The following is a 21,385-nucleotide window of genomic DNA, read 5'->3' as shown; positions in this document are numbered from 1 at the left end:
CGCCTGCGGGGCGATCGAGTATTTACCGAAACGTTTCGGCTTAGGCGCAAGTGTGGCACGCCGATCCGCTGTTGGCAAGCGCTCAGTCGGAGACCGGGCCCGTCGATGCGCGGACCAGGAGCTCGGCCGGCTCGATGACCGTGTCGGGGACACGGCGGCCGTCGATCAGCTCGAGCAGCATCCGCGCCGCCTCGAAGCCCAGCCTGCGCGGGCTTGTCGTGATCGTCGTGAGCGCCGGATGCACGTACGCGCCGAGCTGGATCCCGTCGTAACCGGCGACGGAGATGTCGCGCGGAACCTCGAAGCCGAGGTGCGCGGCCTCCGACATGAATCCGATCGCCGAGAGGTCATTCGCGCACAGCACGGCTGTCGGACGTTCGCCTCCGCTCAGCAGGGTGTCGGCGGCATCCGCCCCGCCCGCATAGGTGAATCCGCCCTCGACGAAGCGGCCAGGGGTGAGCCCGTGGGATTCAACAGCGTCTCGCCACGCCCGTTCGCGCTGGGCCGAGTGGATGAAGTGCCGCGGACCCCCGACGAAGGCGATGCGTGTGTGTCCGCCATCGACAAGGTGCGAGACGAGCGCTCGGATGCCGGCCTCGTGGTCCTGACGCACGACCGGCATCGAAAACCCTGGCTCAGCGTTGATGCCGACGGCGGGCAGACCCAGCTCACGCACGAGCGGCACGCGGGGGTCGTCGGTCTCGAGCTCTGAGAGGAACACCCCGTCCACGCGATTGTCGGCGGCGAGCCTTCGGTAGCGGTCCAGCATCTCCCCCGGGTCCGAGCCGATCTGCAGGACGAGGGCGAAGCCTGGCCCGTCGATGTGGGATTCGATGCCGCCGATGAAGCTTGCGAAGAACGGGTCGAGCTCGAGCACGTCCGGATCGCGGTGCACGACCAGGCCGACGGCGAAGGCCTTCTTGCCGGAGAGGCTGCGGCCGCGCAGCGAGGGGACGAAGCCGAGCTCGTCGGCCGCCTTGACGATACGCGCTCGTGTCGCCTCCGACACTCCGGGGCGGCCGTTGAGGGCGCTCGAGACGGAGCTGATGGCGACGCCGGCCCGGGCAGCCACGTCAACGATCGTCACCCGATCCGCCATGGCCGCTCCTCACGTGCTCCGCACCGACGAGGACTTGCTCCGCGCCTGTGTCAGAGCGTAATGGCTCTTCGCGGGTCGTGTCGCTTCATACGTTCGCGGCGGTGCCCGCGCAAGGGGCTTGAGCACGCGCGGTCCGGCTCGTTTGATGGTGAGAGACCTCGACGAAAGGAACACGCGACGATGGCCGGCACTCCGAACCCCTTCGACTCCCGCGAGTTCGCGCCGCGACGCGCGATCGTGACGGGTTCTGACTCCGGCATCGGCCGCGCTGCGGCGGTCGCGCTCGCGCGCGCCGGCATGGACGTCGGCATCACCTGGCACAACGACGAGCAGGGTGGGGAGAGAACCGCGGAGGAGGTCCGTGCCACCGGTCAACGGGCGGTCGTGGTCTATCTCGACACGAGTGACCTCGAGAATTGCGGCGACGTGATCGACGGACTGATCGCAGAGCTCGGCGGCGTGGACGTCTTCGTCAACAACGCGGGCGCTGGCGCGAACCTGAAGCTCCTCGACACCAGCCTCGAGGACTGGCGCCGCATCGTCGCGATCGATCTCGACGGCGCCTTCGTGTGCATCCAGCGCGCCGCACGGCACATGGTCGCGCAGCGCACAGGTGGTCGCATCATCGCGACGACGAGCGTGCACGAGCATCAGCCGCGGGTCGGCTCGAGCGCCTATGACGCGGCCAAGCACGGGCTCGGCGGACTCATCAAGACCGCGGCGCTCGAGCTCGGCGAGCATGCGATCACCGCCAACGCCGTCGCACCGGGGGAGATCGCCACGCCCATGACCGGGCAGACGGACGAGGATCCGCACCTGAAGCACCGCCCTGGCGTTCCGCTCGGACGGCCGGGCGATGCCCGTGAAGTCGCCGCCGTCATCGCGTTCCTCGCCTCGCCGGCGTCAAGCTACGTCACCGGATCGTCGTTCGTCGTCGACGGCGGGATGCTGCAGATGGGCCCGCAGGGCGGCTCGCACCTCACGAGCGACGACTGGCGCGAGGGCTGACGGAAGGGAGAAACACATGTCATACGGAGTGCCGGACCCGCGTGCCGAAGAGGCGCCGGACGCTCAGAGCGGGAACACAGAGAACTCGACAACAGAGAACAAGGGAGACGACGTGACAAACGGACAGCCTGATCCGAACCGCAACAAGCCCTCGCAGGCGGAGGGAAGTGACGAAGAGGAGGACACGGTGTCACCGAAAGACCCGGCCGGGAACAAGCCGTCGCAGGCCGAAGGCGACGAGGAGACACCGGCGCCGTGAGCGGCGCGCTCGAAGGGAGAGCGGATGCTGCGCGAAGCAGCATCCGCTCTTCTGTATCGTTGGCGAACTGACGGTTCGCCCGGGTTCAGAGCGCCCGCGGAGGAGACCGCGCCCAGGTCGGCGTGCGACGAGGCGGACCTCCTCCCACGCTGCGAGAACTCGATGCGTCCGCGACGCGTCGAGCCTCCCCGCCCGGCCAAGGGCCCACGGGCGCGCCGGAGGGGCGACGCTCGCCGACGATCATCTCGAAGGCAAGGTCGACGAGGTCCTGGTCGTTCAGAATCAGGTCCCAGAACCGTTCATCGATGGTGTCCGGCCGTTCGGCCACGGCGGGGTTCACGCTGCATCACTCCTCGGGCAAGCGAGAGTCGGGTCACATGGTGATCGAGGACTGCCCGTTGGCGGGCGCGCCGGAGAGGACCTCGATCTTGCGCGGCTTGGCCTTCTCGCTGATCGGGATGATGACGCTCAGTACGCCGTTGTCGTAGTGCGCGCTGATCTGCTGCGCGTCGACGCCCTCGCCGAGGCTGAACTGCCGCAAGTAGGTGCCGTGCGGCCGCTCTTGCGCGAGCCACTTCGCGCCTTCGTGTGCCGCCGCCGTACGCTCTGCCCGAAGGGTCAGCAGCTGCCCGTCGACGTCGACATCGACACTGCCCGGGTCGATGCCGGGCATGTCGGCGCTGAGCACGTACTGCCCGTTCTCTCGGTACAGGTCGACCGGCATGAAGCGGGGTCCTGGGCGCAACTGCAGAAGATTGCCGGTGAGGCGATCCAGCTCGCTGAAAGGATCGTATGACATAGCCATTGTGAACATCCCCTTTCATCGTCCTATGACTATGACTCACGACTAAGGTAGCTCTCGCGAGGAGGGGTGCTCCGAATTTTTAGCTTCCTTTAAGCTTCGGCGAAGTGTGCCCACGGCTCCGCTACGTCGGCAGGTTGATCTCGTCGGGGTCGACGTCCACGTCGCCCTGGTCGTCGGGGCCGCCCGTTCCCGGCGCGACCTCGACGTTCTGATCCACGTCGTCGTCGACGGTGTCGGGCACGGGATCGCGCTGCTTCTGCTCGGTCTCGTCCTCACTCGAGGGGCTGTAGGCCGTGTCCTTCGCCTCCTGCTCCTCGTCGGTCAGGCCATGGCCCGGGGTCGCGTCGGCGTGTGTCTTGTCGTAGTCGCTGTTCGTCATACCGCGACGCTAGGCGCGGGGCCGCTCGCGCGTCAGGGCGTTGCGGATGCCGCCGCGAGACGCTAGCGGGATCCGATTCGAATCGCTCAGGCGGCCGAGGCGGCGGCGCGTCCGGTCACGACGAACGCGCTCTCGTCGTCGATGGCGATCCAGCCGCACGACTCGTCGGAGCATTCGATGACCATGACAGGCTCGTCGAACCCGGGCCAGTAGGCGAGCCCGGCGCGAACCGTCACCTCGCCGCATTCGGGGCAGTTCATGATGTCCATGCCACGAGGTTAAGACGAGCCTCCGACATTGCCGGCAACGGCACGCGCGGCCGCGAGTTCCGGCCGCCCTCCAGGGTTCACACGGTCCGTGACGGCGACTAGGGTGTGCCGCATGCACATCATCCTGGCAGCGGCGCGAGACGCGCTCGGCTGCGCGGCCGCCGACACGATCGGCACGCCGCACGCATGATCTCCACCCCTCTCGCGCGCCGGCTTCACGGTGCGGGGCTGCGCTGGACACCCGTCTCGGGCGACGCCTTCCAAGTCGACGGCGCCGAGTTCGAGGGCGACGTCTTCACCGTGAGCGACATGACGATCGAGGCGCACCACTACCCGACCGGAACGATTCTGGGCTTCAACGGCACGACCGAGTGGGCGCTCGACTCCGTCGCTATCGACGACGCCGTCTGGCTCCCGCGCGAAGACCAGCTGCGCGACCTGCTGGGGCCCTCGTTCGTCTCGCTCGAGCGACAGGATGCCACCCTCGGCGTCGACTACGTCGTCACCGTGTCCGTCGACGGCGATACAGCGAGCTTCGTGAGCGAGGACCCGGCCGAGTCCTACGGCATGGCGCTTCTCGCCCTGCTGCAGAGCCTGCACTGAGCGCTCAAGCGGCTCGCGCGGCGATCGCGGCGGCGAGGTCCTCCTGCAGGAGATCGGCATGCAGGGCCCCGGCCGCGACGACCCCGGACGCCGCTGAGGCGCCGAGGACAGCCCCGACGTCGGCGGCGTTTCCCGCCGCCCAGACGCCGTCGACGCTCGTGCGGCCGCCCTGCTCGGTCGGGATGTAGCGGCCTCCCATCGGATGCTCGCTCGGCTGCCCGCCGAGCTGCTCGAACAGCTCGGTTCGCGCCATGAAACGAGGTGCGACGGCGACCGCGTCCACCGCGAATTCGTGTCCGTCCTCGAGAACGACGGCGCGCACGCCACGGTCCTCGCCGCGCAATCGGGCGACGCGACCGGTGACGACGGGCACGCCGAGAGCGGCGAGCGTCTCCCAGCCCGCGTCGTCCGGTTCCTCCGTCTCGTTCACGAAGTACGTCACGTGTTCGCTCAGCTGCCGGAACAGCATCGTCTGGTGCAGGCTCCGGGGGCCGCCGCTGAGGATGCCGATGCGCTGCCCGCGCACCTCCCAGCCGTGGCAGAACGGGCAGTGCAGCACGCTCGATCCCCAGAACTGTCGAACGCCCGGCACATCCGGCAGCTCGTCGACGAGTCCCGTCGCGAGCAGAAGCCTGCGCCCGCTCACTGTCCCACCCGAGGCGAGATCGAGTTCGAATCCGCGGTCGGTTCGCCGAGCGGTCGTGACCGTGTCGTCGATGATCGCGGCGCCGTAGCCTTCGGCCTCGCGTCGCCCGGTGCCGAGGAGCTCGGACGGAGTGATGCCCTCGTGGCCGAGCAGATTGTGGGCGCCCTCGGCGGGAGCGTTGCGCGGCTGTCCGCCGTCGATGACGACGACGGAGCGGAGGGAGCGGGCGAGGGTGACGGCAGCGCTGAGTCCGGCAGCGGATCCGCCGACGATGACGACGTCGTGCGTTGTGTTCATCGGTGTTCTCCTTCGGAGATTGGGTGACGACTAGCGGCGGCGGGCGAGCCAGGCGACGCGGGCTCCGCGCACGCGCGTGGCGACGCGCGCCAGCTCCGCCTCGTTGCCGAGCAGCGCGTCGAGCGCGGTCCGGTCCTCGGCGGAGAGCTGAACGGCGGCTGAGGTGCGAATGTGCGTGAGGGTCGCGCGAGCGTAGTCGAGAACATCGACGGATGCCGCTTGGGCGCCGAATCGGCGCTCACGCACGTCTGCGAACCCTGCCTGCCGCACGTGCGGCGCCCAGTCGGGGTAGGCGTTCCAGCCCGCGTCGGCGAGGGAGGCGTGGCACCGCGTCTCGAGCGCGGCGGCCTCAGGGTCGCCGGTGAGGAATCGCGGAAGCCCATCCATCTCGATGACGGCGAGGAGGCCGCCGGGTCGAAGCGCCGAATGTGCGTCGGCGAGCACGCGATCGGGGTCGCCGACTTCGTGCAGCGAGGACGAGGCCCACACGAGGTCCGCGCCGCTCGCGGCATCCGGCCATGCCTCATCGAGGTCGGCCTGCACCGTCCCAACCCGCGCGGCCACATTGTGCTCGGCGGCCGAGGCGCGCACACGCTCGAGCATCGCGGCAGAGCGATCGACGGCCACGACGGTCGCGCGCTCGAAGCGTTCGGCGAGCGCGACGCCGCCGGAGCCGGTGCCCGCGCCGAGGTCCACGATGCGCTCGGGCTCGCGTGCGGACTCGGCCTGGATCCAGCCGGTGGCGTCGCCGAGGTAGCCGCCGAGCAGGGCGGCGTCGCGATCGAGCAGGTCGGCGAGAGCCTCGGGGCGAGCGTGCTCGTGCGCGTGGTCGGCGGCTTGCGAGCGGAGGTGCGAACGATGGTGGGGCATGCGCTCCATGGTAGACGGAGCATGCTTTAAAAGCATAGACTCTTGCGTATGAAGCAAGAACCCGATCTGGATGCCGTCATCCGCCAGCGCATCCGGGGGCTGCGTCTCTCGAAGGGCTGGTCGCTCGACACGCTCGCCGAGCGGTGCTTCCTCAGCCCCTCGACGCTCAGCCGCATCGAGACGGGCCACCGGCGCATCGCGCTCGACCAGCTCGTGCCGATCGCCCGGGCACTGGACACGAGCATCGATCAGCTCGTCGAGTCGGCGGAGGGCGATGACGACGTCGTGATCCGGCCCGAACCGCAGCACGCCGCGGGCCGCACGACGTGGCTTCTCACGCGCGAGCCGACCGCGAACGGCACGACCGTCGCGAAGATGCGTCTCACTCCGCAGCCCGACGACGCGACCCGCGGGCTCGGGGTGCACCCGGGCCACGAGTGGTTCACCGTGCTCTCGGGCACGGCGCGCCTGCGTCTCGGCGAGCGCACGATCCTCGTCGAGACCGGAGACGCCGCGTCGTTCTCGACGATGGTCCCGCACGCGATCTCGGCGCACGGCGGGCCGCTCGAGATCCTCACAATCTTCGACCGCGACGGGGAGCGCGCCCACCTGCACGCCGGCAAGGCGGCAACCGCGCCGGGCGAGCACGAAGCCTGACGCACGAGAGCGTCGCGCGCAACCCGGCGCGGCGGCATCCGGCCCCGGCGTAGTCTGTCACGCACGAAGGAGGCCGCCGTGACCGTCATCATCGCGTTCTGCGCCAACGTGCTCGTCGCTATCGCCAAGTCGATCGCCGCGTTCATCACGGGCTCCGCGTCGATGGTCGCCGAGGCGGCGCACTCGTGGGCGGATGCCGGCAACGAGGTGTTCCTCATCATCGCCGACAAGCGCTCGGCACGGCCGAAGGATCCGCGGCATCCGCTCGGCTACGGGCGCGAAGCGTACGTGTGGTCGCTGTTCGCGGCGGTCGGCATCTTCACGGCGGGCGCCGTCGTGTCGGTCATGCACGGCGTGCAGGAGCTCACCAATCCCGCCCCGGTGGAGTCGCCGCTCATCGCCTACATCGTTCTCGCCATCGCGTTCGTTCTCGAGGGCATCTCGTTCACGCAGGCGCTGATTCAAGTTCGCCGTCGCGCTCGCGAGACGCAGACCTCGGCCGCGAACATCGTGCTCAACAGCTCCGACACGACGCTGCGCGCGGTCTTCGCCGAGGACTCGGCCGCCCTCGCGGGCCTCATCCTCGCCGCCGCGGGAATCGCCGTGCACCAGATCACCGGAGACGCCGTGTGGGACGCCGTCGGCTCCATCGCCATCGGCGTGCTGCTCGGCATCATCGCGCTGTTCCTCATCGACCGGAACCGGCACTTCCTCGTCGGCGCGACCTCATCGCGCGACCTGCGTCGTCGTGTGGGGCAGTCGCTTCTGCAGCATCCTGACATCGAACGCCTCACCTACCTGCACCTCGAGTTCATCGGCCCGCGCCGGCTGTTCCTCGTCGCCGAAGTGGATCTCGCCGGAAACGACAACGAAGAGCAGGTCGCGGTCGAGCTGCGGCGCATCGAGCGTGAGATCGAGAGCCACGATGAGATCGAGACGGCTGTGCTGTCGCTCTCGGTGAGCGACGAGGCCTCCCTCGAGTTCTGAGCGGATGCCGCCAGGCCGGCTGCCGCAATTGTTCGGTGCCGGGGCGCGCCGCCGAGCGTATCGTTGGCAGAACGGAGCCGTTGTGGCTCACGGTCTCAAGGGAGCTGACCATGTCTGACAAGTTCTCGAAGAAGCACGGCCAGAAGACCGCGCCCGTGCGAACGCTCAAAGAGAAGCGGGCCGACAAGAAGGCGAAGGCCGACGAGCGAGCGCACAGCGACGTGCTCGACGCCGTGCACACGAAGAAACACTAGTCCCGGGGCTCTGCCCTGGGCAGCCAGACGCGCATCGTCGACGGTCCGCGGTTCGCCCACGTGTTGTAGGGGACGAGGGGCACGAGTTCTTCGTCGCCGAGCCGCGTCTCGGCGGTGGTCGAGTACGGCCAGTCGCCGTCGCGTGTCGCCAAGCGCCGCAGACCCACGCTCACCGCCCCCTCGATATCGCGCAGCGTGCCCGTCACGCGCGCCTCGTCGACGTTGTCGAGTTCTGGGGCGTCGATGGACTCGAGGCACATGACGAGTGGGCCGCGCTCGACCGCGCGCTGGCCGCGCAGCGCATCGATGCGCGGGTCGGGCTCCGTCCAGCGCGCGGCCATCGGGAGCTCGAGCTGCACGACGTCGCCTGCCGCGAAAGCGCGTCGCACTGTCACCGTCCCGGTCTCGACCGCTGTGGCCGCGTCGGCGCCGACGGCGAGCGTGGCCCCTTCCGCCCATGCCGGCACGCGAAGGCTCAGCGCCCACTCGGCGTCCGGCGACTCGAGGATCTCCACTCGGATGCTGCCGTGAACGGGGTAATCAGTGTCGAGGCGGAGCCGAACCGTCCCCGCGTCGATGTGCGCATCAAGCGATCCGTTCACATACTGGTGCAGTTGCACGCCGTCATCGCTCGTCGTCGCGACGTAAGCTCCGAGCGACGCGAGCGTGCGGGCGACGTTCGTGGGGCAGCAGGAGACCTCGAACCACGGAGCGCGCAGGCTCGACGAGGCGCGTGGGCTGGGCGTGTCGTTCGGCGGAACAGTGCCGGGGACCCGCTGGTGCAGCGTGTTCGTGTAGTAGAAGCTGCACCCATCGGCCGCCGGCGAGGTCGCGACGACGTTGTACAGTGTTCGCTCGATCAGGTCTCCGTATCGGGAGTCACCGGTCTGCAGCAGAAGGCGGTGGCTGAGCATGACCGACGCGATTCCGGCACATGTCTCGGAGTAGGCGCGGTCGCTCGGGAGCTCGAAGTCGACGCCGAACGACTCCCCCTCGTGGTGCGACCCCATTCCGCCCGTGAGGTACGTGCGCCGAGCGACGGTGCGAGCGTATGCGGCCTCGACAGCGTCGGCGAGACCCGTATCCCCCGTCTCGACGGCAACGTCCACGGCGCCAGCGGCCAAGTAGAGGGCGCGCACCGCGTGACCGGCGAACACCGTCGTATCGCGAACCGGAACGTCGTCTTGGAAATAGCTCCGTCCGAACTCGATATCGGCCAGCGTCCCGTGTCCGCGTCGTTCCACGAACAGGGCAGCCTGATCGATGTAGCGTCGCTGCCCCGTGTAGCGGCCGAACTCCACGAGGCCCAGCTCGATCTCGGGGTGCCCGCCGACGCGCAGGATTCCCTCGGGCCCGAACACCTCGCAGACATGGTCGGCAGCTCGTCGTGCGAGCTCGACGAACTCGTCGTCGCCGCGCGTTCGACCGCGTGCGACAGCCGCCTGCAGCAGGTGCCCGTAGCAGTACAGCTCATGGCCCCACTCGAGATCGGAGTAGCGCGGCGCCTGACCAGGGCGACCGAAGTGCGTGTTGAGGTAGCCGTCCGCCTCCTGCACGGGCGCGATGCGCGCGACGATTGCGCGGAACCGCGCATCGAGGTTCTCGGACCCCGCCCGACCGATCTCCCACGCCATCGCCTCGAGCAGCTTGTACACGTCCGAGTCGGCGAACTCCCGGCCGGTGCGGTCAGCCGGCAGCCGTCCCTCGACGGCGGCGTCAAAGTTGCCGATCCAGCCGACGCGCTCCATCCAGGCCTCGCAGTTGTCGATGATCGCGCGAGCGTTCAACTCCTGCATGCCGCCCCAGAAGCCCCCGTCGATCCGCACGTCCGTGAGGGCGAGCGGACGCAGGGCGCCGGTCGAGGGCGCGACGGGCGTAGCGATACGGGCGTCGATAGCGTGGACGGTCATAGTTGTCTCCCCGTGACAGGTGTCGGATGCCGCAAGGCGGCGGTCGTAGTGCGGGCGGTCACTTCACGGCGCCGAGCGTGAGTCCCTCACGCAGCAGCCGGTAGGTAAACGCGAACAGGATCAGGATGGGAACCGAGGTGATCACGGCGAGCGCCATGAGTCCCGGCCAGTCGATGCCGAAGGCAGAGACCTGCTGGGCGAGCAGCGCGCTCAGTGGGTAATTGCCCGGCGAGAGGAAGAAGTTCACGGCATAGAGGAACTCTCCCCATGACAGCAGGAACACGAGGGTCCCCGTCGTCGCGATGCCGTTGCGCGCGATCGGCAGCATGACGGCGAAGAACGTGCGCATCGTCGACGCCCCGTCGATCGAGGCCGCCTCCTCGAGCGCCTCGGGAACGGCGCGGAAGAATGGGCGAAGCAGCAGCACAGCGAACGGAATGAGCATCGCGGTGTCGGCGATGATGACACCGACGTTGTCGTCGAGCAGACCCCACGAGCCGAAGATCTGGTAGAGCGGGATGACATTCGCCGTCTGCGGCACCATCTGCAGCACGATGAGCAGACCGAGGCCGATCGTCGTGAGGCGGGAGTCGACGCGCGCGAGCCCATAGCCCGCCGGAATGGCGACGAGCAGTGTCAGCGCCGTCGTCCCCGCCGCGATGACGAGCGACTGCTGCATCGCGACGAACAGGCCGCCGTCGGTAAGCGCTGACGCGTACGCGTGAAGCGTCGGAGTGAACAGGAACGACGCTTGCGACGAGATGACCGCGCTCGAGTCCTTGAGCGAGGTGAGCACGATGAACAGAATCGGGATGCCGTAGACGAGCAGCAGCACGACTCGCAGCGGGCCGGCGACCGGCTCGAACCGGCGCTTCTTCCGGCGTGGCGTCGGAACGGTGACGGATGCCGCTCCCGCGATGTCTGCGGTGATGCTCATCACTTTGCCTCCTCGCTCCGCACGCTGCGGGCGTAGATCACGGCGAGTACCAGCACCATGAGCACGGAGATCACGGCGGTCGCCGATCCCATGCCGAAGTCGAAGCGCACGAACGCCTGCAGGTAGCTGAGGAAGGGAAGCGTGTTCGTCGCTATCCCGGGGCCGCCGTAGGTCATGACGAAGATGAAGTCGAACGAGCGGAACGCGTAGACGACGGTGAGCACGATGAGCACGAGCGTCGTCGGCCGAACGGCGGGCACGATCATGTGCCAGATCTCCTGCCAGCGGTTGGCGCCGTCGATGCGCGCCGCTTCGAAGACGTCGCCGGGAATCCCGAGGATGGCGGCCCGGAAGACGAGAGCGTTGAACGGGATGACGGCCCAGGAGTTCACGATGGCGACCGAGAGGAGCGCGAATCGGTCGTCGTACAGGAACGGAACCGCCTGCGGGCTGAGACCGAGTCCCATGATGACGGAGTTGATGAGGCCGTGGTCGCCGAGCAGGAACTTCCAGACGCTGCCGTTGACGACAGGTGGGAGCGCCCAGATGAAGACCATGAGCCCGAGCACGAACGCTGACAGCTTCGTGTTGGTGCTGAGAAGGATCGCGGCGCCGAGGCCGCCGACGAGCCCGATGCCCGTGACCACGAGCACGAAGACGAATGTGTTGCCGAGAGCCGGCCACAGCGAGCCCTGCGCGGCGGAGGCGGCGAAATTGTCCCCGCCCACGAACTCCCACGCCTGGTTGAGCGTTCGCGTCGTGACGTCGCTGACGCTCATGCGCAACAGCTGGGCCAACGGGTAGAACGAGAAGACCAGGAGGAACACTGCCGCCGGCAGCGCGAAGGCGAGCTTGCGTCGCTTCGACGGGCGCCGTCGTGCGGCCCGGGGCGGGGCGGCAGCGGGCGCGCTGAGCTGTGCGGTCATGTGTTCGTCCTGGTCTTCTTGCGTTCGGGCTACTTCTTGAGCAGCGGCTTGAGGTCGGAGATGACCTTGGCAGCCGCGTCCTTCGGCGTCATCTGACCGCCGATGACGGCGCTCCACACCTGACCGACGGCGATCTGCTGGTCCGCGACGCTCTCGGCCGGAACGGCGGGTGCCGGGTAGTTCGCGCCGTTCGCGGCGAGCGACTTGGCGAAGGCGGAGAGCAGCGGGTCATCGGTCACGCTCGCGTCTCCGGCGGCATCCGTTCGGCTGGGGATGCTGCCGACGTCGTCGAGGGCGATCTTCTGGCCTTCGGCGCTGAAGTAGGTCTGCTCGAGGTAGTCCCACGCGAGGTCGGGGTTGTCGCTGAACGCGCCGATCGCCTCGCCCTCGCCGCCGAGGTAGACCTTGCCGGAGTCGCCGACGGGAAGGGGAACGACTCCGTAGTTGAAGTCCGCGTCGCTCTGCGCCGTGCCGATCTGCCAGTTGCCGTTCTCGGCGAACGCGACATTGCCGGCCGCCCACGTCTGGAAGGGAACGGTCTGGTCCCAGGTGACGGCCTCACGGCTCAGCGCGCCGGATGCCGTCCAGTCCTGGATCTCGGCGAACGCCGCTTCCAGAGGAGCCGCTTGCGGATCGTCATAGCTGAAGCCGTGAGCGGAGAGCCACGGGTATGCCTGCCACTCGCCCTGCGACTGCGGCAGGCCCGACAGGGTGATGCCGTCGTATCCGGCCTCGGTCACCTTCGTCAGAGCCGAGTTCAGTTCATCCATGGTCGTGGGCGGCTGGACGCCCACCTTGTCGAGGATGTCCTTGTTGTACCAGAGGCCGAGAAGGTTGACGTAACCCTGCGCCGCATACGTCTCGCCCTCGAGTTTGTGGATGACCGAGTCGGGGAACTGGTCCTTGTCCGCGAAGCTCTCCCACTGCTTGGTCATCGGCGCCAGCGCACCACCGAGAGCGAGCGTTGAAGCGTCGGCTCCGTTGAACACGACGACGTCGGGTCCGGTCTTCGAGCCGACGGCCGAGATGAGCTTGGAGTTCATCTGGTCGTAGGGCACGAAGACGTTCTCCACGGTGACGCCGTCGTTGTTCTTCTCGAAGAGGTCCTTGTAGTCGGTCATGACCTTGACCTGGTTCTTGTCACTGAAGTAGTGCCACACCGTCACGGTCTTGTCGTCGCTCGATGCAGAGCCACCGGAAGTCGGTGTGCAACCGGTCAAGAGCAGCGCGCCCGTCGCAAGGAGGGCGCCGCCGGCCCAAACGGCCCGCCGGCCGCGGAGTTTCACAGTCATTGTGCTGTCCTGTCGTGAATCGTCTCTGATTTTGAAGGGGGCTTCCCGGTCGCATCCACTACGAGCTTTGAAAACTACCGAAAAGGTTTTCGGTGAATCTATCACCGGTAGCCGCGTCGGGTCAAACGTGTATTGTCGAAACAACTTCAAAAGGATGACAATGCCCGAACGATCACTGCGACCCACCCTGCGCGACGTCGCGCAGCTCGCCGGCGTCTCCGTCGCGACGGCCTCGAAGGCGCTCAACGGACGCGATCAGGTGCACCCCGAGACGCGGGCGCGCGTACTGAGTGCCGCGGAGCGGATCTCGTTCACTCCGAACGCGCTCGCGCGCGGTCTCCTCGCCGGCCAGACGGGAACCGTCGGCCTGATCACCGGCGACCTCGATGGCCGTTTCTCGCTCCCCATCCTCATGGGCGCCGAAGACGCCTTTGGGAAGGGCAAGATGTCGGTCCTGCTGTGCGATGCACGCGGCGACTCGATCCGGGAGCAGTACCATCTGGAGGCGCTGCTCGGTCGACGGGTCGACGGGCTCATCGTCGTCGGCTCGCGCACGGATCCCCGACCCTCCCTCGGTCGAGACCTTCCCGTGCCGGTGGTCTACGCGTACGGACCGTCCACGGATCCAGAGGACCTGTCCCTCGTGCCTGACAACGTGCGGGGTGGCGCGGACTCTGCCCGCTACCTGATCGACCGCGGTCGCACACGCATCGCGCACATCACCGGAGAGGCCGACTACCTGGCGGCGCGCGACCGCGCGGCCGGCATCGAAGGCGCGCTGACGGAGGCCGGCCTCGAGATCGTGGGCGGGGTCCAGTACGGGAGCTGGACGGAGCAGTGGGGTCGAACCGCCACGGCTCGTCTCATCGAGGCGCACCCGGACGTCGAGGCCATCCTGTGCGGAAGCGACCAGATCGCTCGCGGCGTGCTCGACGCCCTGCGGGAATCGAGCTGGGACGTGCCTGGACGGGTCGCTGTGATGGGCTATGACAACTGGGAGATCTTCGCAGTGGGCGCCCGACCGCAGCTGACGAGCGTCGACATGAACCTGGAGGCGCTGGGAGCCTTGGCGGCACGGCGCCTCGTCGAGGCGATCAGCGGTGAGGCGAGATCCGGAATCGAGCAGCTCCCCGTGCGTATCGTGCCCCGCGAGACGACGTAGCGCCGGCCCGTTCGCGACGCGCCTAAGCTGTCGGCATGGCATCGGTCGATTCGCGCGACGGCGTCGGCGCTCGAGCCGCACGCGACGAGCTCGAGCGGCTGTGCGAGCGTGAGGTCGACTGGCGACGCGGCCCGCTCGGGGCCGTGCCCGACGCGGACACCGCGCGAGCCGCCGCGATTCTCATCCTGTTCGGTGTTCTCGACGACGCTCCCGCGTCGGCTCGCGACACTCCTGTGGCGCGGGACCTCGACGTGCTGCTGCAGCGTCGCGCGGACACGCTCCGCTCGCATCCGGGTCAGATCTCGTTTCCGGGCGGCGGCATCGAACCGGCTGATGCCGGTCCGATCGAGGCCGCACTCCGCGAGGCGCACGAGGAGACGGGACTCGATCCGGCGGGCGTCGACGTGCTCGGGGTGCTCCCCGAGGTGCCGCTCGCCGTCAGCAACCACCTCGTCACGCCGATCGTGGCCTGGTGGTCGCGTCCGTCGCGCGTGGCGGCCGTGGATCATGCGGAAACGGTGGAGGTGTTCCGCATGCCGGTCGCAGACCTGCTCGACCCCGCGAACCGTGTGACGACGGTGCGCCGCTATGGCAGCCGGACGTTCCGTGGCCCCGCATTCCTCGTGCGCGACACCCTCGTCTGGGGCTTCACGGCCATCTTGCTGTCGCGCATGTTCGACGAGCTGGACTGGACGCTCCCGTGGGACGCGGCCCGCGAGCTCGAGATCTGAGCCTCAGCTCCCGCCGGGCATGTGCAGCAGCGGGCCGACCGTGAGCCCGCCATCCACGGGGAGCGTGACGCCCGTGATCCACGCCGCGTCATCGGAGGCGAGGAACGCGACGGCAGCCGCGATGTCCTCCGGGCGGCCGACGCGGCCCATCGGGTGCAGCTGCGCCATGTGCTCGAGATCCGCCCGCCCCGCGGCATCCGAGGTCCATACCCGCGTCTCGACGGTGCCGGGCGCGACGGCGTTGAAGCGCACCCAGCCCCCGTCCTGCCCGACCGTGCCGCGCGTCAGCGGACCGTATTCGACGGCGAGGTTCTTCATGGCGTTGATCACTCCGGCCTTCGCCGCCGAGTAGGCGACGCCGCCGAACGCCTGCAGTCCGTTGACGGAGGCCGTCGCGACGACCGCTCCGCCGCCGGGAGATTCGAGCAGCGCGGGAAGGCTCGCGCGGATGACGCGCATCGAACCCGCGAGGGTGGGGTCGACCTGTCGGTCCCACTCCGCGTCGTCGGTGTCGGCGAAGCGCACGCCGCTCGCGACGCCGACGTTGCTCACGAGCACGTCGAGCCGACCGAACCGATCGAGGGTCGCGGCGACGGCGACTTCGACCGAACGGGAATCGGTCACGTCGCACGGCATTGCGAGCGCGGTCGGCAGGCTCGCGGCGAGGGCGCTGGCGGCATCCGTCTCGACGTCCGCGATGACGACCGACGCCCCTTCCCTCGCGAGTCGCTCGGCGCACGCACGCCCGATGCCGTTCGCGGCGCCCGTGACGAGCGCCGTCCTTCCCTCGAATCGCCTCATTGCGCCTCGTTTCCCTGTCGCGCCCGCTCGCCGGATGCTCTCAGCGTGCCATACGCCTCACGGCGTCGCCTCGAACAGCTCGCAGATCGTGTCGTAGTACGCGTCGGTCTGGCCCTTGTGGCGCATGCCAATGCGTCGACACACGCTCTGCGAGGCGGTGTTCGCGGGATTGGTCACGGCGACCACCTTCTCGAGCCCCGCTTCGAACGCGAAGCGCAGCACGCGCGCGGCCGCCTCGCTCGCATAGCCGTGCCCCCATGCGTCAGGGTGCAGGTGCCAGCCGATCTCGGTGTCGCCCGAGGGTGCGCCGTCGGTTCCCGACGCGGGAATCGACTTGAGCAGCAGCACCCCGAGCACGCGCTCGTCGACAGTGCGCTCGACCGCCCAGATGTGATGAATCGGATGCTGCAGCTCACTCCACCGCTCGAGCAGCCGGACCGCCTCCTCACGCTCCTGCATGACGTCTCCGCGGCCGATGTACCGCCGCACCTCATGGCGCGAGTACATGTCGAAGACGAAGTCGGCGTCGCGAAGGGTCCACGTGCGCAGTGTCAGTCGTTCGGTTTCCAGCATCCTCACGATTCGATGCTTTCACACGCCCGCGCGCTCACGGTGCGATTGCCATGTCCCACGCGAGGCGGTACACGACCTGGTCGAAGTACGCTTCGGAGTCGTCGACGGAACCCACCGAGTGCCCGAACAGCTCGAATGAGAGGGTGCCGAACAGATTCGTCCACGCCATGAGCAGCCGCATGGCGATCTCGGTGCCCGCCGCGGAACCGTCGCCGAGCCCCCGCTCGGCCGCGAACGCGAGCGCACCCGCGACGGCGTTCTCGGCGCCCGCAGGAGTGCCGGGCGGCGCTGGTGGTGCGGCGCGGTCCTCCCCGCCGACACCGGCGGCCGCCACGATGTCGAGGAGCACGACGATCGTGCGCGATGCCGGGCCGACCGTCTCGCGAGGCGCGGCGTATCCAGGCACGGGCGAGCCGTAGAGAAGGGCGTAGTCCCCGGGGTGATCGAGCGCCCAGCGACGAATGGCGCGGCAAGCGGCGAACCACCGCGCCATGATGTCATCGCGTGCGGCGATGCTCCGTTCGGCGTCCTCGACGGCCGCGCCGAGCTCGTTGTACGCCTCGATGAGCAGCGCCGTGAGCAGTTCATCGCGGCTCGAGAAGTACCGGTACACCGCTGAGGAGACCATTCCGACGTCGCGGGCGACGGCGCGAAGCGAGAGCTGCCCCGGCCCCTCTCGCGTGAGTCGGGACCTCGCCGCCGCAAGGATCTCCGCCGTCAGCTGCTCGCGTGCTCGCTGTCGCGCAGTCGTGGCCATACCGTCCACCCTAGACAATTCGAGAGCAATGGACACAAACGAGAGCGGTGCTCTTGCAATTCTCGAGCTGGGCTGTCAGGATCGTTTCGAGAGCACCGCTCTCGCTTCCTGACCTCCACGAAGGGAACAGCTCATGTCTGATCGACACGTGATCATCGGTGCCGGCCCGGTCGGCCGTCATGTCGCCGCGCTCCTCGCAGGCGATGGCGCAGAGGTCGTGGTTGCCACGCGCAGCGGAACCGACACGGGAATCGCGCGCGTTCAGCATGTCGCTCTGGATGCGACAGATGCTGACGCGCTCGGTCGCGCCGCGGAGGGCGCGGCCGTGCTGTACAACTGCGCGAATCCGGCGGATTACACGAAGTGGGATGCGCTCTGGCCGCCGCTCGCTACAGCACTGCTGACGGCGGCGGAGCGTTCGGGCGCCGTGTATGCGATAACGGGAAACCTGTATCCGTACGGTGCCGTAGACGGTGTCATGCGTGAGGGATTGCCGGATGCCGCAACCGATCACAAGGGACGCCTGCGCGCGCGCATGTGGGCAGACGCGAAGGCGGCACACGACGCGGGACGGATCAGGGCTGTGGAGGTGCGCGGCTCCGACTACGTCGGCCGGGGCGTCGGCCCGAATGGGCACGTGTCGCGGCTTGTGCCGGCGGCTCGGCAGGGAAAGACGGCGTGGGTGTTCGGGCGCAAGGATCTGCCGCACACGTTCACGGACGTGCAGGATGTCGCCCGCACCCTCATCGCCGCTGCACGTGAGGAGACCGCGCACGGGAGGCTCTGGCACGTTCCGAGCAATGCGCCGACAACGCAGGAGCAGGCGCTGCGGGACGTGCTTGCGAGCATGGGACTGCCGATGGTGCGCATGCGCACGATTCCGCGTGCCGCGATGGCCTGCGCTTCACTCGTCGTGCCGTTCATGCGCGAGCTTCATGAGCTGTCGTATCAGTGGACGCGGCCGTATGTTCTGGACGATGAGGCGGCGCGTCGCCAGTTCGGGATCGAGCCGACGCCGTGGGACGAAGTGTGCCGCCGAACGGCGGAAGGGGAGATGGCGCGCGCATGATGGCGGCATCCGGCCCAACCGGGAATCACGGCGGCTGCGCTGCCGAATCGCCGGCTCGTCGCCGTCGAGCGACCTGCGCGCGGTTGCGGCCGAGCCGAATCCAGCCGCCCGACGGGTTCATCCACAGCGGAGCCTGAAGGTGGGGGATGCCGCCGCGCATCTCGACGACCCAGCCTTGCGCGTGCAGCACGTGGTGGTGGGCAGAGCACAGCAGCATCCCGTTGCCGACATCGGTTTTGACGCCGTCGCGCCGGAGCTTCACGTGGTGCACTTCGCACCAGCTGGCCGGGGCGTCACAGCCCGGCCACGCGCAGCCGCCGTCGCGAGCGGCGATCGCGAGCTTCTGCTTTGCCGTGAAGAACTCCACTTTGTCACCAAGGCACAGAATGTCGCCGTCCGTGCCGAGCAGCAGCTTGCGGTATCCGGCGTCGCAGCGGATGCGCTCGGTCGTGACGGGCCCGAGCGGTTCGAGCATGCCGTCGATCCACGCGACGCCGTCACCGTTCTGCAGCTCGTCGAGAGTGACGGAGGCGATGACCTGGGTCATCTCGCGCCGGCTGCCCTCGGACTCAGCGGCGCTGCGGTGCCCGGACGTGACGAGCCCGTCGAGAATGTCGTGCATCTTCTGGTCACGTGTGCGCGGGTCGAGCTGTTCGGCGCCGAGCCCCTCGGGCAGGCCGGCTTCGAGTTCGTCGAGCTTCGCCTGCTCCTCTTCGGAGAGGAACGTCGGGCGGCTGCGCGGGTTCATGAACGTGGAGATTGCGGCGCGCAGGCGGCTCGCGGCGTCGGGCGTGAGGCGGCCTGAGACGGGCGTCATGCCATCGGGCAGCTCGCGGCCGATGCGGAAGCTGCGCGAGCGCCGCTGGTCTTCTTCGCGCGGGCGTGCGCCATCTTGGTCGAGCGCGGCCTGCCACGTGCGCAGTTCGGTTCGCGTGCGCTCGGGCGTCGACTCGGAAGCGATGCGCATCATGCCCTGCTCGGCGGCATCCATCAGGTCGGGATCGGCGCGATGGGCGACCTCGTCGAGCACGCGGAGCACGGGGACCACCGATTCCGCGTCGACCTTGCCCGTGAATGCGGCCTCGGCCACGTGCTGCCGGGCGGGGGGCAGCGGCGCTCCGGTGAGCGTGTCGCGGTCGACGATGTTCTCGCCGTATTCGACGAGTCGCTTCGCGGCCGGCGCCGACATGCGCGTGACGAGCTGCAGAAGACCCACCGCGTTCTTCTCGCCGTGGCACGCGGCGAGCGTGTCGGCGCCGACAGCGCGAGTCGATCGAACGGTGAGTTCGGCGGCGGTCACGCCGAGGGCCGCCTCCGTTGCGCGGTGCAGTTCGGCGAGGCGACCGGCGGCATCGAGAAGCACGTCATCGGATGCCGCTGCCGCCGTGTGCGGAAGGGCGGCGAGCAGAGCGGCGGCGGAGCTCGAGGCGAGCTCCGCGATCCGCTCGATCGGCTGCGATTCCGCTTTCGTCATGCCGATAGTCAACCACCGACCACCGACATTCCGACGACGCCGGTTCGGCCCAAAAGACCTGGTTGTGGATAACTTCGGAAGTCCCGTACCTGTGGAGGAGAAGTCGCGAACCTGCCGTCAGCGTGGGATCGTTGTCACATGAGCTCCGACGCGACGGCGCGCTCGACGCGCCCCAACATCCTCCTGATCGTCGTCGACCAGATGGCGCACGACGTGATCGCCGCCCTCGGCCACCCGAGCGTCCTCACACCGAACCTCGACGAGCTCACAGAGCGCAGCGCCGTGTTCGAGAACACCTACTGCTCTTCCCCCATCTGCCTCCCCTCACGCGCGTCGCTGCTCACGGGCCGGCTCGCCCGCAATCTCGGCGTCTACGACAACGGTTCCGAACTGCCCGCAAGCACCCCGACCCTCGCGCATCACCTGAATCGCGCGGGCTACACGACCGTGCTCTCGGGAAAGATGCACTTCGTCGGTCCCGACCAGCTGCACGGCTTCGGCGAGCGCCTCACCTCCGACGCCGCACCCGCGAGCCTCGTGCTCACGCCGGACTGGAGCGAGAGCCCCCTGCCGAACCCGGGAACGAGCGTCAATCGGCTGCGCGTCGAACCCGTGCAGCCGTGGAGTCAGCAGCTCGGCTACGACGAGGAGGTGCTGCACACCTCCCTCACGCGGCTGCGCTCCCTCGTCGCGGCGGACGCGCCCTTCTTCCTGTGCTCCTCGTTCGTGCACCCGCACGACCCGTTCCTTGTTCCTGCCGAATACTGGCACCGCTACGACGACATCGACATCGCTCCGCCCCGCGCTCGTGCCGTCCCGTTCGAGCAGCTTCACCCGTTCGACCAGTGGATTCAGATCCACCACGAGGCCGATCGCTTCCCACTCGACGAGGACGAGACCCGCCGGGCGCGTCGGGCGTACTTCGCCGCGATCTCGTACGTCGACGACCTCGTCGGGCGACTGCTCGCCGAACTCGACCGCCTCAGAGCACGGGAGGACACCGTGGTCGTGTTCACGAGCGATCACGGCGAGATGCTCGGCGAGCACGGAATGTGGTTCAAACGCAGCTACCGTGACGGCGCGGCGAAGGTTCCGCTGCTGGTCTCCGGTCCCGGCATCCAACCTGGCCGGCGCACCGACGTCGTCTCCCTCGTCGATCTCACGGCGACGCTCATCGACATCTCAGACCGATCGGATGCCGCCGGGCCGCGCCCCACGCTCGACGGGCAGTCCCTCGTCCCGACTCTGAGAGACCCGCACGCACACGGTCGCGACGAAGCCGAATTCGAGTACCTCGCCGAGGGAACCGTGCAGCCGCTCCTCGCCCTGCGAACGGGGAGGTTCAAGTATGTGCTCGTCCGCCATCAGCCGCCGCTACTCTTCGACCTCGAAGCGGACCCGCTGGAGCAGCACGACCTTTCCGACGATCCGGACTATGCGGACGTCCTCGCGCGCTGCCGCGAGCGTCTGCTCGGCAGGGTCGACATCGACGAGCTCGACGCGCGCGTTCGTCGCAGCCAGCGCGAGCGCCGAATCACCCTCGCCGGAACGCCGGAGGGCCGCTCGTGGGACTACCGCCCCTCGCGCAACGCGATCCGGCTGTACCCGCCGCTCTCCTGA

At 68.6% G+C, this 21,385-nt stretch carries 25 protein-coding genes; 10 read left to right on the top strand and 15 right to left on the bottom strand.

Annotated elements, in window-relative coordinates:
* Window positions 1–82 precede the first annotated feature (82 nt).
* Entirely contained in the window at window positions 83–1,099 is a 1,017-nt protein-coding gene (locus tag BLV49_RS06215; protein WP_091181472.1) for a LacI family DNA-binding transcriptional regulator, read from the bottom strand.
* A 180-nt stretch (window positions 1,100–1,279) separates the two neighbouring features.
* Here BLV49_RS06215 and BLV49_RS06210 point away from each other — a divergent pair, with 180 nt between their 5' ends.
* Both BLV49_RS06210 and BLV49_RS06205 read left to right on the top strand, forming a co-directional pair.
* The gene (locus BLV49_RS06210; RefSeq protein WP_091181470.1) at window positions 1,280–2,107 is read left to right on the top strand and encodes an SDR family oxidoreductase; all 828 of its coding nucleotides are present in this window, start codon (window positions 1,280–1,282) and stop codon (window positions 2,105–2,107) included.
* 16 nt (window positions 2,108–2,123) lie between these two features.
* Window positions 2,124–2,366 carry a hypothetical protein gene (locus BLV49_RS06205; protein WP_091181467.1) on the top strand — a complete coding sequence of 81 codons (243 nt, stop codon included), beginning with the start codon at window positions 2,124–2,126 and terminating at the stop codon, window positions 2,364–2,366.
* Between the two features lie 85 nt (window positions 2,367–2,451).
* On the opposite strand, the gene BLV49_RS06200 is transcribed toward BLV49_RS06205, so the two are convergent.
* The 4 genes from BLV49_RS06200 to BLV49_RS06185 form a co-directional block, all read right to left on the bottom strand.
* On the bottom strand, window positions 2,452–2,706 hold the full coding sequence (locus BLV49_RS06200; protein WP_091181465.1) for a hypothetical protein: 255 nt from the start codon (window positions 2,704–2,706) through the stop codon (window positions 2,452–2,454).
* Between the two features lie 33 nt (window positions 2,707–2,739).
* Window positions 2,740–3,171, bottom strand: coding sequence for an Hsp20/alpha crystallin family protein (locus BLV49_RS06195; RefSeq protein ID WP_091186857.1), 432 nt, complete (start codon window positions 3,169–3,171; stop codon window positions 2,740–2,742).
* A gap of 121 nt (window positions 3,172–3,292) precedes the next feature.
* Window positions 3,293–3,550, bottom strand: a complete 258-nt coding sequence (locus BLV49_RS06190; protein ID WP_091181462.1) for a hypothetical protein — start codon at window positions 3,548–3,550, stop codon at window positions 3,293–3,295.
* An 86-nt stretch (window positions 3,551–3,636) separates the two neighbouring features.
* The gene (locus BLV49_RS06185; protein ID WP_091181461.1) at window positions 3,637–3,819 is read right to left on the bottom strand and encodes a hypothetical protein; all 183 of its coding nucleotides are present in this window, start codon (window positions 3,817–3,819) and stop codon (window positions 3,637–3,639) included.
* Between the two features lie 186 nt (window positions 3,820–4,005).
* Here BLV49_RS06185 and BLV49_RS06180 point away from each other — a divergent pair, with 186 nt between their 5' ends.
* Window positions 4,006–4,422 carry a pilus assembly protein CpaE gene (locus BLV49_RS06180; protein WP_091181460.1) on the top strand — a complete coding sequence of 139 codons (417 nt, stop codon included), beginning with the start codon at window positions 4,006–4,008 and terminating at the stop codon, window positions 4,420–4,422.
* A gap of 4 nt (window positions 4,423–4,426) precedes the next feature.
* Here BLV49_RS06180 and BLV49_RS06175 read toward each other — a convergent pair whose 3' ends face one another.
* A complete protein-coding gene (locus tag BLV49_RS06175) occupies window positions 4,427–5,365 on the bottom strand; it encodes an NAD(P)/FAD-dependent oxidoreductase (protein ID WP_091181457.1) in 939 nt (312 codons plus the stop codon).
* A 30-nt stretch (window positions 5,366–5,395) separates the two neighbouring features.
* On the bottom strand, window positions 5,396–6,235 hold the full coding sequence (locus BLV49_RS06170) for a class I SAM-dependent methyltransferase (RefSeq protein ID WP_176980741.1): 840 nt from the start codon (window positions 6,233–6,235) through the stop codon (window positions 5,396–5,398).
* A 48-nt stretch (window positions 6,236–6,283) separates the two neighbouring features.
* Between BLV49_RS06170 and BLV49_RS06165 the strand changes: the two genes are divergently transcribed.
* The 3 genes from BLV49_RS06165 (at window position 6,284) to BLV49_RS16865 (ending at window position 8,133) form a co-directional block, all read left to right on the top strand.
* Window positions 6,284–6,892: a helix-turn-helix domain-containing protein gene (locus tag BLV49_RS06165; protein ID WP_091181451.1), complete on the top strand. Its 609-nt coding sequence runs from the start codon at window positions 6,284–6,286 to the stop codon at window positions 6,890–6,892.
* Between the two features lie 78 nt (window positions 6,893–6,970).
* Window positions 6,971–7,879: a cation diffusion facilitator family transporter gene (locus BLV49_RS06160; protein WP_091181449.1), complete on the top strand. Its 909-nt coding sequence runs from the start codon at window positions 6,971–6,973 to the stop codon at window positions 7,877–7,879.
* A gap of 110 nt (window positions 7,880–7,989) precedes the next feature.
* Window positions 7,990–8,133: a hypothetical protein gene (locus tag BLV49_RS16865; RefSeq protein ID WP_176980740.1), complete on the top strand. Its 144-nt coding sequence runs from the start codon at window positions 7,990–7,992 to the stop codon at window positions 8,131–8,133.
* On the opposite strand, the gene BLV49_RS06155 is transcribed toward BLV49_RS16865, so the two are convergent.
* Genes BLV49_RS06155 through BLV49_RS06140 form a run of 4 tightly spaced genes read right to left on the bottom strand, consistent with a single transcriptional unit; the run spans window position 8,130 to window position 13,198 of the window.
* Window positions 8,130–10,043, bottom strand: a complete 1,914-nt coding sequence (locus tag BLV49_RS06155) for a glycoside hydrolase family 127 protein (protein ID WP_091181447.1) — start codon at window positions 10,041–10,043, stop codon at window positions 8,130–8,132. The two genes, BLV49_RS16865 and BLV49_RS06155, sit on opposite strands and share 4 nt — an antisense overlap.
* 58 nt (window positions 10,044–10,101) lie before the next feature.
* A complete protein-coding gene (locus BLV49_RS06150; RefSeq protein WP_091181444.1) occupies window positions 10,102–10,980 on the bottom strand; it encodes a carbohydrate ABC transporter permease in 879 nt (292 codons plus the stop codon).
* On the bottom strand, window positions 10,980–11,906 hold the full coding sequence (locus BLV49_RS06145; protein ID WP_091181441.1) for a carbohydrate ABC transporter permease: 927 nt from the start codon (window positions 11,904–11,906) through the stop codon (window positions 10,980–10,982). The genes BLV49_RS06150 and BLV49_RS06145 overlap by 1 nt, the downstream gene beginning before the upstream one ends.
* Before the next feature lie 29 nt (window positions 11,907–11,935).
* Window positions 11,936–13,198, bottom strand: coding sequence for a sugar ABC transporter substrate-binding protein (locus BLV49_RS06140; RefSeq protein ID WP_091181438.1), 1,263 nt, complete (start codon window positions 13,196–13,198; stop codon window positions 11,936–11,938).
* A 160-nt stretch (window positions 13,199–13,358) separates the two neighbouring features.
* Between BLV49_RS06140 and BLV49_RS06135 the strand changes: the two genes are divergently transcribed.
* Entirely contained in the window at window positions 13,359–14,360 is a 1,002-nt protein-coding gene (locus BLV49_RS06135) for a LacI family DNA-binding transcriptional regulator (protein WP_342706617.1), read from the top strand.
* 35 nt (window positions 14,361–14,395) lie between these two features.
* Window positions 14,396–15,091, top strand: coding sequence for an NUDIX hydrolase (locus BLV49_RS06130; protein WP_091181432.1), 696 nt, complete (start codon window positions 14,396–14,398; stop codon window positions 15,089–15,091).
* 3 nt (window positions 15,092–15,094) lie between these two features.
* Here the strand turns inward: BLV49_RS06130 and BLV49_RS06125 are convergent, their stop codons facing one another.
* Genes BLV49_RS06125 through BLV49_RS06115 form a run of 3 tightly spaced genes read right to left on the bottom strand, consistent with a single transcriptional unit; the run spans window position 15,095 to window position 17,222 of the window.
* Window positions 15,095–15,892 carry an SDR family NAD(P)-dependent oxidoreductase gene (locus BLV49_RS06125; RefSeq protein ID WP_091181430.1) on the bottom strand — a complete coding sequence of 266 codons (798 nt, stop codon included), beginning with the start codon at window positions 15,890–15,892 and terminating at the stop codon, window positions 15,095–15,097.
* Window positions 15,893–15,949: 57 nt separating this feature from the next.
* Window positions 15,950–16,465, bottom strand: a complete 516-nt coding sequence (locus tag BLV49_RS06120) for a GNAT family N-acetyltransferase (RefSeq protein WP_281245345.1) — start codon at window positions 16,463–16,465, stop codon at window positions 15,950–15,952.
* 34 nt (window positions 16,466–16,499) lie between these two features.
* On the bottom strand, window positions 16,500–17,222 hold the full coding sequence (locus BLV49_RS06115; RefSeq protein ID WP_091181422.1) for a TetR/AcrR family transcriptional regulator: 723 nt from the start codon (window positions 17,220–17,222) through the stop codon (window positions 16,500–16,502).
* 133 nt (window positions 17,223–17,355) lie between these two features.
* Here BLV49_RS06115 and BLV49_RS06110 point away from each other — a divergent pair, with 133 nt between their 5' ends.
* Window positions 17,356–18,291, top strand: a complete 936-nt coding sequence (locus BLV49_RS06110) for an NAD-dependent epimerase/dehydratase family protein (protein ID WP_091181410.1) — start codon at window positions 17,356–17,358, stop codon at window positions 18,289–18,291.
* A gap of 25 nt (window positions 18,292–18,316) precedes the next feature.
* Here BLV49_RS06110 and BLV49_RS06105 read toward each other — a convergent pair whose 3' ends face one another.
* Window positions 18,317–19,765 carry an HNH endonuclease signature motif containing protein gene (locus BLV49_RS06105; RefSeq protein ID WP_091181408.1) on the bottom strand — a complete coding sequence of 483 codons (1,449 nt, stop codon included), beginning with the start codon at window positions 19,763–19,765 and terminating at the stop codon, window positions 18,317–18,319.
* 138 nt (window positions 19,766–19,903) lie between these two features.
* Between BLV49_RS06105 and betC the strand changes: the two genes are divergently transcribed.
* The gene (gene betC / locus BLV49_RS06100; protein ID WP_091181404.1) at window positions 19,904–21,385 is read left to right on the top strand and encodes a choline-sulfatase; all 1,482 of its coding nucleotides are present in this window, start codon (window positions 19,904–19,906) and stop codon (window positions 21,383–21,385) included.

The organism is Paramicrobacterium humi, from assembly GCF_900105715.1.
Lineage (GTDB): Bacteria > Actinomycetota > Actinomycetes > Actinomycetales > Microbacteriaceae > Paramicrobacterium > Paramicrobacterium humi.
Note: the sequence above shows the minus strand (reverse complement) of the source record. Positions and strands in the feature narration are given on the sequence as shown.

Bases quoted from the DNA above. Each gene is read 5' to 3' on its own strand.
- BLV49_RS06215 (WP_091181472.1), bottom strand. From the start codon at position 1,099: ATGGCGGATCGGGTGACGATCGTTGACGTGGCTGCCCGGGCCGGCGTC.
- BLV49_RS06210 (WP_091181470.1), top strand. From the start codon at position 1,280: ATGGCCGGCACTCCGAACCCCTTCGACTCCCGCGAGTTCGCGCCGCGA.
- BLV49_RS06205 (WP_091181467.1), top strand. From the start codon at position 2,124: ATGTCATACGGAGTGCCGGACCCGCGTGCCGAAGAGGCGCCGGACGCT.
- BLV49_RS06195 (WP_091186857.1), bottom strand. From the start codon at position 3,171: ATGGCTATGTCATACGATCCTTTCAGCGAGCTGGATCGCCTCACCGGC.
- BLV49_RS06190 (WP_091181462.1), bottom strand. From the start codon at position 3,550: ATGACGAACAGCGACTACGACAAGACACACGCCGACGCGACCCCGGGC.
- BLV49_RS06185 (WP_091181461.1), bottom strand. From the start codon at position 3,819: ATGGACATCATGAACTGCCCCGAATGCGGCGAGGTGACGGTTCGCGCC.
- BLV49_RS06180 (WP_091181460.1), top strand. From the start codon at position 4,006: ATGATCTCCACCCCTCTCGCGCGCCGGCTTCACGGTGCGGGGCTGCGC.
- BLV49_RS06175 (WP_091181457.1), bottom strand. From the start codon at position 5,365: ATGAACACAACGCACGACGTCGTCATCGTCGGCGGATCCGCTGCCGGA.
- BLV49_RS06170 (WP_176980741.1), bottom strand. From the start codon at position 6,235: ATGCCCCACCATCGTTCGCACCTCCGCTCGCAAGCCGCCGACCACGCG.
- BLV49_RS06165 (WP_091181451.1), top strand. From the start codon at position 6,284: ATGAAGCAAGAACCCGATCTGGATGCCGTCATCCGCCAGCGCATCCGG.
- BLV49_RS16865 (WP_176980740.1), top strand. From the start codon at position 7,990: ATGTCTGACAAGTTCTCGAAGAAGCACGGCCAGAAGACCGCGCCCGTG.
- BLV49_RS06155 (WP_091181447.1), bottom strand. From the start codon at position 10,043: ATGACCGTCCACGCTATCGACGCCCGTATCGCTACGCCCGTCGCGCCC.
- BLV49_RS06150 (WP_091181444.1), bottom strand. From the start codon at position 10,980: ATGAGCATCACCGCAGACATCGCGGGAGCGGCATCCGTCACCGTTCCG.
- BLV49_RS06145 (WP_091181441.1), bottom strand. From the start codon at position 11,906: ATGACCGCACAGCTCAGCGCGCCCGCTGCCGCCCCGCCCCGGGCCGCA.
- BLV49_RS06140 (WP_091181438.1), bottom strand. From the start codon at position 13,198: ATGACTGTGAAACTCCGCGGCCGGCGGGCCGTTTGGGCCGGCGGCGCC.
- BLV49_RS06135 (WP_342706617.1), top strand. From the start codon at position 13,359: ATGCCCGAACGATCACTGCGACCCACCCTGCGCGACGTCGCGCAGCTC.
- BLV49_RS06130 (WP_091181432.1), top strand. From the start codon at position 14,396: ATGGCATCGGTCGATTCGCGCGACGGCGTCGGCGCTCGAGCCGCACGC.
- BLV49_RS06125 (WP_091181430.1), bottom strand. From the start codon at position 15,892: ATGAGGCGATTCGAGGGAAGGACGGCGCTCGTCACGGGCGCCGCGAAC.
- BLV49_RS06120 (WP_281245345.1), bottom strand. From the start codon at position 16,465: ATGCTGGAAACCGAACGACTGACACTGCGCACGTGGACCCTTCGCGAC.
- BLV49_RS06115 (WP_091181422.1), bottom strand. From the start codon at position 17,222: ATGGCCACGACTGCGCGACAGCGAGCACGCGAGCAGCTGACGGCGGAG.
- BLV49_RS06110 (WP_091181410.1), top strand. From the start codon at position 17,356: ATGTCTGATCGACACGTGATCATCGGTGCCGGCCCGGTCGGCCGTCAT.
- BLV49_RS06105 (WP_091181408.1), bottom strand. From the start codon at position 19,765: ATGACGAAAGCGGAATCGCAGCCGATCGAGCGGATCGCGGAGCTCGCC.
- betC (WP_091181404.1), top strand. From the start codon at position 19,904: ATGAGCTCCGACGCGACGGCGCGCTCGACGCGCCCCAACATCCTCCTG.